This is a genomic window from Celeribacter ethanolicus, from assembly GCF_001550095.1.
Classification (GTDB): Bacteria; Pseudomonadota; Alphaproteobacteria; order Rhodobacterales; family Rhodobacteraceae; genus Celeribacter; species Celeribacter ethanolicus.
In genome coordinates this window covers 62,274-69,495 of sequence record NZ_LRUC01000007.1, presented here as the reverse complement: position 1 = coordinate 69,495, position 7,222 = coordinate 62,274, and the positions used below count along the sequence as shown (strand labels likewise).

Below are 7,222 nucleotides of genomic sequence, written 5' to 3'. Positions count from 1 at the left end.
AAGAGGACGCGTTTATGAGAACGAAAGCCGCGGTTGCGCTTGAGGCCGGGAAACCGCTCGAGATAATGGAAGTGAACCTCGAAGGCCCGAAGAAGGGCGAGGTTCTGATCGAGATCAAGGCCACGGGTCTGTGTCACACGGACGAGTTCACCCGGTCGGGCGCCGATCCGGAGGGCATCTTCCCCTGCATCCTCGGCCACGAGGGCGCGGGCGTCGTGCTGGAGGTTGGCGAAGGCGTTACCACGCTGAAACCGGGCGATCACGTCATTCCGCTTTACACGCCCGAGTGCCGCGAATGCCCGTCCTGCCTCTCCGGCAAGACCAACCTCTGCACCGCGATCCGCAATACTCAGGGTCAGGGGCTGATGCCCGATGGCACCACGCGGTTTTCGATGCTCGACGGCACGCCGGTCTACCACTACATGGGCTGCTCGACCTTCGCGAACCACACCGTCATGCCGGAGATTGCATTGGCCAAGGTGCGTGACGACGCGCCCTTCGACAAGATCTGCTACATCGGCTGCGGCGTGACCACCGGCATCGGTGCTGTGATCAACACCGCGGGCGTCGAGATCGGCGCGACCGCCGCCGTCTTCGGTCTCGGCGGCATCGGTCTGAACGTGATCCAGGGCCTGCGCATGGCCGGGGCCGACATGATCATCGGTGTCGACCTGAACGATGACAAAGAGGAGATGGCCCGCAAATTCGGCCTGACCCATTTCATCAATCCGACGAAAATCGAAGGCACCGTGGTCGAGGAAATCGTCAACCTGACCAAACGTGGCGCGGATCAGATCGGCGGCGTGGACTATTCCTTCGATGCGACCGGCAACGTCAAGGTGATGCGCGACGCGCTGGAATGTTCGCACCGGGGCTGGGGCGTGTCCGTGGTGATCGGCGTGGCGCCGTCGGGGGCGGAGATTTCCACGCGTCCGTTCCAGTTGGTCACGGGCCGCGTCTGGAAAGGCACGGCGTTCGGCGGCGCGAAAGGCCGCACCGATGTGCCGAAATTCGTCGACTGGTACATGGACGGCAAGATCGAGATCGACCCGATGATCACGCACAAGCTGAAGCTTGAAGAGATCAACCACGGGTTCGATCTCATGCATGAGGGCAAGTCGATCCGCGCTGTCGTCGAGTTTTAAAAGGAAACACCGATGGAACGCAAATCCAGCAATCGCAGCCACGACGGCACGCAAGGCGTTTACACCCACAGCTCGACGGCCACAGGTACCGAGATGGAATTTTCCGTCTTCCTGCCCGATCATGAAGACGGTGAAAAACTCCCCGTCGTTTTCTACCTCTCGGGGCTGACCTGCACACAGGCCAATGTCACGGAAAAAGGCGAGTTCCGCGCGGCATGTGCGGAGCTTGGCCTGATCTTCGTTGCCCCGGACACCTCGCCCCGTGGCGAAGGCGTGCCGGACGACGCGGATGGCGCCTATGATTTCGGTCTGGGCGCGGGGTTCTATGTGAACGCCACCGAAGAGCCGTTTGCGAAGACCTACCAGATGCGGGAGTATATCGAAACGGAACTGCCCGCCCTCATCGGCGCGGAATTTCCCGCCGATATGACCCGCGTCGGCATCATGGGGCATTCCATGGGCGGACATGGCGCGCTGACCATCGCATTGCGCAATCCGTCGGCCTACAAATCCGTGTCAGCCTTTGCACCCATCGTCAGCCCGCTGAATTGCCCTTGGGGCGAAAAGGCGCTGACCGGCTATATCGGCGCGGACAAGGCCAAATGGCGCGACTACGACGCATGCGCTTTGATCGAAGACGGCGCCCGCGTGCCTGAAATCCTTGTGGATCAAGGGACGGCGGACAATTTTCTCGAAGGTCAGCTCAAGCCGGAGCTTTTGACACAGATTTGTGAAAAGACCGGACAGCCCCTAACACTCCGCATGCAAGAGGGCTATGACCATAGCTATTACTTCATCTCCACCTTCATGCGCGACCATCTGGAGTGGCATGCGATCCGCATGAAGTCCTGACACGTGGCGCGTCGGATCAGAGCCGCTCATCCGACGCGCGACATACTTAGGGAGGCTCCCTTGCGCATTTACGCCATCGGCGACATTCACGGTCAACTCGACATGCTCAAAGCCGCGCATGCGCGGATCGAGGCGGACAAGGCGCGGGTGGGCGATACCGACGCGCGTGTCATCCATCTTGGCGACTATGTGGATCGCGGGCCGGACAGCGCGGGCGTCATTCAATACCTGATGGACGGGATCGCGGCGGGCAAGCCCTGGCGCACCATTCGAGGCAATCACGATCGGATGTTCACCCGGTTCGTGCGCCACGGCATCGCCCATGACGATCATATCAAATCCGGCAAAAGCTGGCTCCACCCGGCTCTGGGCGGTCCCGACACGCTGGCCTCCTACGGGGTCGAGGCGGTGGACGGCGAATTCGAACTCGCCCATATGCGCGCCGCCAAGGCCGTGCCCGAAGCGCATCTCGAGTTCATCGAGAAGGCGCCTCTGACCTATGCCTGGGGCAATTACCTGTTCGTCCACGCAGGCATCCGTCCCCGTGTTCCTGTCGAGCATCAGACCGAAGACGATCTGATCTGGATCCGCGAAGGGTGGCTCGATTATCACGGTTTCCTGCCCTACACGGTGGTGCATGGGCACACTGCGCTCGATGTGCCGACCCATTTCGGCCACCGCATCGACATCGACAGCGGCGCGGGCTACGGACGTCCGATGACCGCCATGGTAATTGAGAACGGCGTCGAAGAGGTGGTGACCGAAACCGGTCGTGCGCCGCTTTTCCACGCCAAACCGGCCTGAGATCTGCACCACGGCACAACTTCGGCATTGGAGTGGGGGGGGCTCCACGGCAAACCTGCCGAATTTTCCGTCAATTTTCGCGATCCGGTTAAGACTCTTTTCACCCTGTTCGAACCATTCTGGTCGAAAGTTTGAACCAGAAGGTTCGGTGAGGGTATGAAGAGGTCCCCATGTCGCTGTCGGAAACGCTGTCTCAGGAACGTCGCGCGCGCTTGGCTGCGGAACGTCTTCTGGAATTGAAACAGGCGGAGCTGTTCGAAGCCAATCGCAAGCTGTCGCAGCACGCCCGGCACCTCTCCGATGAGATCATTGTGAAACGCGAGGAAACGGAGGTGCTTCGCGACGAGAATCTGCGCACGCGCGAGGATCTGGAAAAGGCCAACGTCGCCGTGCATATCGCGGAGCGGCGGCTTTGGGATTCGATCGAGACGATTCAGGACGGATTTGCGGTGTTCGATCCTTCCGAGATCATGATCGCCGCCAACCCGGCCTATCTGCGAATTTTCGACGGGCTGGAGGACGTCAAACCCGGCATCACCTATCCGGAAATTGTCCGCCTCGCGGTCGAGGAGGGGGTGATCGACATCGGCGATCTGACGCGGGAAGCGTATATTGATCAGGCTGTGGCGCGCTGGCGGGCACCGGTGCGGGAACCGCAAACCGTGCGGCTCTGGAACAACCAGTTCGTGAAGCTGGTGGACCGACGCTCCTCCGACGGGGACATGGTGTCGCTTGGGCTGAACATCACCTCGACGATCCGCTACGAGGAACGGTTGAAACGGGCGCGGAGCAAGGCGGAATCCGCCAACCGGGCCAAATCCGCCTTCCTTGCCAATATGAGCCACGAAATTCGCACGCCGATGAACGGCATGGTGGGCATGGCCGATCTCTTGTCGGAAACCGATCTGACAGAGGAGCAGATCCTCTATGTCGATACGATCAAATCCTCGGGCGAAGCCCTTTTGAGCCTGATCAACGATGTGCTGGATTACTCCAAGATCGAGGCCTCGAAACTCTCCCTGCACCCGGAAGCGTTTGATCTCGAACGCTGCATCCAGGACGTGATGGTGCTTTTGCAACCGTCGGCGACCCAGAAAGGCGTCGAGTTGATCATTGACTACGACATGTTCATGCCGACGAATTTCATCGGAGATCCGGGGCGGATGCGGCAGGTTCTGACCAATCTGATCGGCAATGCGGTGAAATTCACCCATAAGGGGCATGTGATCGTCCGCGTCGTCGGTCTTCCGGAGGAAAGCGGCATGCGCCAGCGCGTACACGTTTCGGTCGAGGACAGTGGCATCGGCATCGCACCCGATATGATCGAGCACATCTTCGGCGAGTTCAATCAGGTCGAGGATGCACGCAATCGCAAATTCGAGGGTACGGGGCTTGGGCTCGCGATCACGCGACAGCTCGTGCAACTCATGGGCGGCGAAATCTGGGTCGACAGCGAAGAGGGCATCGGCTCCTGTTTCGGCTTCCACATCACCATGGATGTGGTCGAGGAAAACAAGGCGCTCGCCCTGCCCTCCTGGATGCACCGCGCCGCCCTTTTGGATCACATCAACGCCAATTCGCTCATTCTCGAAAAGCAACTGACCGCGCTCGGATTTGAGGTCACGCCCTTCGACAGCGCCGAAACGCTTCTGGCCTCGCCGCTCGACGCGCATGTCTATCTGATCGACAACAAACTTCCGGGCGTGGATGCCGCCGGGCTGATCCGGGACCTGCGCCTGCGTGGCGTGACCGCGCCGGTGCTTTTGATGACCTCCGGGCCGATCTCGGCCGGGAGCTTTGACATCGAAGACGCCAAGACACTTCAGAAACCACTGCTGCGGGCCGATCTCTGGCGGGCGCTGGCCGATCTCGTGCCTGTGGAGCCGATGATCAGCCCTGAGCCGGGGCGGCGGATGCGGGTCTTGGCGGCGGAGGACAACAAGACCAACCAGCTTGTGTTCGGCAAGATGCTCAAGGCGCTGGACATCGAGCTGCGCTTTGCCGGGAACGGGCGCGAGGCGGTGGAACTCTATCAGGGGTTCCAGCCCGATCTCGTGTTCATGGACATTTCCATGCCCGAGGTCGACGGCAAGGAGGCCACTCGGCAGATCCGCACGCTGGAACTCGACACCGGCACGCATATCCCGATCGTCGCTCTGACGGCACACGCCATGGCAGGAGATGAGCAGGACATTCTTGCTGCCGGGCTCGATCATTACATGACGAAACCGCTGCGCAAGGCGGCGATCATCGACCGTATCTTGCAGGAATTGCCGGAAGACTGTCACCCGATTCTGCCGGAAGAACCGGCGGAGGTGATGGCCGGGGAATGACCCCAATCAGGCGGCCTGAATCGCCTCGATCATCGCAGGGCCAAAGCGCTCGGCTGATTTGTCGCCGACGATCCGGGCGAAACTCGCCATGTCACCGGGTCGCATTTTCACGATCCTGGTGATTTGCGCAGCGGTGAGACTCATCGGTTTCAGCGTCCCGCAACTGCCGCGTGCCAGATCGTTATGGATCACCTGCAAACGGTCGAACAGATCGCCGCCGCCCGAGCTTGCCAGCTTGCGCCGGGCGGGATGCATCTCCGGCACCGGTGCGCCGAGAATGACGGACAGAAACAGATCGCCATAGCGTTCGAGTTTTTTCGCCCCGACCCCGCCGATCCGTCCCATCTCGTCGAGCGTCTGCGGACGTTTTTCCGCCATCTCGATCAGGGTCCGGTCGGCAAAGACCACATAGGCGGGCACGCGGGCCTCTTCGGCCAGCGCGCGGCGTTTCGCCTTGAGCGCGGAGAGAAGCGGCGCATCTTCCTCGGACACCAATGCCTTGGCGACCGGGCCTTTTCGGGCCTTGGCCAGCGTATCCTTGCGCAGCGTGATGCTCGCTTCGCCCTTGAGGATCGGCATCGCCGGTTCGGTCATATAGAGCGCACCATGGCGTTCCGGGTCGGGGCGCAGAAGGTCAGCGCCCATCATCTGCCGGAAAATCGCGTTCCACTGGCGCTTGTCATACTCCTTGCCAATGCCGAACACCGAAAGCTGGTCGTGGTTCCACTGCCGCACCTTGTCGGTCAGGTTGCCGGTCAGAACGTCAATGAGATGCCCTGCGCCAAAGCCCTGATCGCAGCGCAGAACGGCAGAAAGCGCTTTGCGCACCGCCGTGGTGCCATCGAAAATCTCCGGCGGGCTGTCGCAGAGATCGCAATTGCCACAGGGCGCGGCCTCTTCGCCGAAGAATTTCAGAAGCGTCTGACGGCGGCAAACCTGCGCTTCCGCCAACCCCAACAACGCGTTGAGACGGGCATGATCGGCGGCACGGCGCTCGGGCGGCGCGAGACTTTCGTCGATCTGAGTGCGGCGGAAACGAATGTCATCGGGGCCGAAGAGCGTGAGCGTTTCGGCGGGCGCGCCGTCGCGACCGGCACGACCGATTTCCTGATAATAGCCCTCGACGGATTTCGGCAGATCGGCATGGGCCACCCAACGGATGTCCGGTTTGTCGATCCCCATGCCGAAAGCGATGGTGGCGACGACGATCAGCTCGTCTTCCTGTTGAAAGCGGCGTTCGACCTCGCGCCGACGATCTGGCTCCATCCCGCCGTGATAGGCGAGGGCCAGGTGCCCGGCGTCGGAGAGCGCCTTGGCAAGGCTTTCGGTCTTGGCCCGCGTGCCGCAATAGACGATGCCGGACTGGCCTTTGCGGGCGGAGGCGAAATCGAGGATCTGGCGACGGGGGCTGTCCTTGACGGCAAAGGCGAGGTGGATGTTCGGCCGGTCAAACCCACGCAGGAAACTTTCGGGTTGGGTGCCATCGAACAGGCGGGTGACGATCTCCGCCTGAGTTTCCTCGTCGGCGGTGGCGGTGAAGGCCGCGAGCGGCACGCCCAGCGCGCGTTTCAGATCGCCGATGCGAAGATAATCGGGGCGGAAATCATGGCCCCATTGCGAGACGCAGTGGGCCTCATCCACCGCAATCAGCGACACGTTCGCGCGGCGCAGCATCGGCAGGGTGCCACCGGAGGCGAGGCGTTCGGGGGCCATGTAGAGGAGTTTCAGCTCACCGCGGGAGAGCGCGTTGAAGACCGCGTCGTTTTCCTCTTCGGTATTGCCGGAGGTCAGCGCACCGGCGGCGACACCGGCGGCCTGAAGCCCCTGCACCTGATCGCGCATGAGGGCGATCAGCGGCGAGATGACAACGGTCAGACCGTCGCGCACCAGAGCGGGGAGTTGGAAACAAAGCGATTTGCCGCCGCCTGTGGGCATGATGGCCAAGACATCACGCCCGGCGACCACGGCCTCCACGATCTCCGCCTGACCGGGGCGGAAATCGTCAAATCCGAAAACGGAGGATAAAAGCCCCTGTAAACGCCCCTGTGCCGTGTCCATGTCGCCTGCTCTTTATGATTGGCGACAGAA

Annotated in this window: 5 protein-coding genes; 4 read left to right on the top strand and 1 reads right to left on the bottom strand. The window is 61.6% G+C overall.

Features of this window, described 5'->3' with window-relative positions; genetic code table 11:
* Positions 1-14 precede the first annotated feature (14 nt).
* The 4 genes from NH195_RS03510 (at position 15) to NH195_RS03495 (ending at position 5,134) form a co-directional block, all read left to right on the top strand.
* Complete coding sequence (locus tag NH195_RS03510; protein WP_066703712.1) at positions 15-1,145, top strand: S-(hydroxymethyl)glutathione dehydrogenase/class III alcohol dehydrogenase; 1,131 nt, start codon at positions 15-17, stop codon at positions 1,143-1,145.
* A 12-nt stretch (positions 1,146-1,157) separates the two neighbouring features.
* Positions 1,158-1,997 (top strand): S-formylglutathione hydrolase, encoded by an 840-nt coding sequence (gene fghA, locus NH195_RS03505; RefSeq protein WP_066703185.1) that lies wholly within the window; start codon positions 1,158-1,160, stop codon positions 1,995-1,997.
* A 60-nt stretch (positions 1,998-2,057) separates the two neighbouring features.
* Complete coding sequence (locus NH195_RS03500; protein ID WP_066703182.1) at positions 2,058-2,801, top strand: metallophosphoesterase family protein; 744 nt, start codon at positions 2,058-2,060, stop codon at positions 2,799-2,801.
* A gap of 170 nt (positions 2,802-2,971) precedes the next feature.
* On the top strand, positions 2,972-5,134 hold the full coding sequence (locus NH195_RS03495; protein ID WP_066703179.1) for an ATP-binding protein: 2,163 nt from the start codon (positions 2,972-2,974) through the stop codon (positions 5,132-5,134).
* Between the two features lie 6 nt (positions 5,135-5,140).
* Here the strand turns inward: NH195_RS03495 and recQ are convergent, their stop codons facing one another.
* Entirely contained in the window at positions 5,141-7,192 is a 2,052-nt protein-coding gene (gene recQ / locus NH195_RS03490) for a DNA helicase RecQ (protein ID WP_066703175.1), read from the bottom strand.
* Positions 7,193-7,222: the final 30 nt, after the last annotated feature.

Coding starts and splice junctions, on each gene's coding strand:
- NH195_RS03510 (WP_066703712.1), top strand. CDS start 15: ATGAGAACGAAAGCCGCGGTTGCGCTTGAGGCCGGGAAACCGCTCGAG.
- fghA (WP_066703185.1), top strand. CDS start 1,158: ATGGAACGCAAATCCAGCAATCGCAGCCACGACGGCACGCAAGGCGTT.
- NH195_RS03495 (WP_066703179.1), top strand. CDS start 2,972: ATGTCGCTGTCGGAAACGCTGTCTCAGGAACGTCGCGCGCGCTTGGCT.
- recQ (WP_066703175.1), bottom strand. CDS start 7,192: ATGGACACGGCACAGGGGCGTTTACAGGGGCTTTTATCCTCCGTTTTC.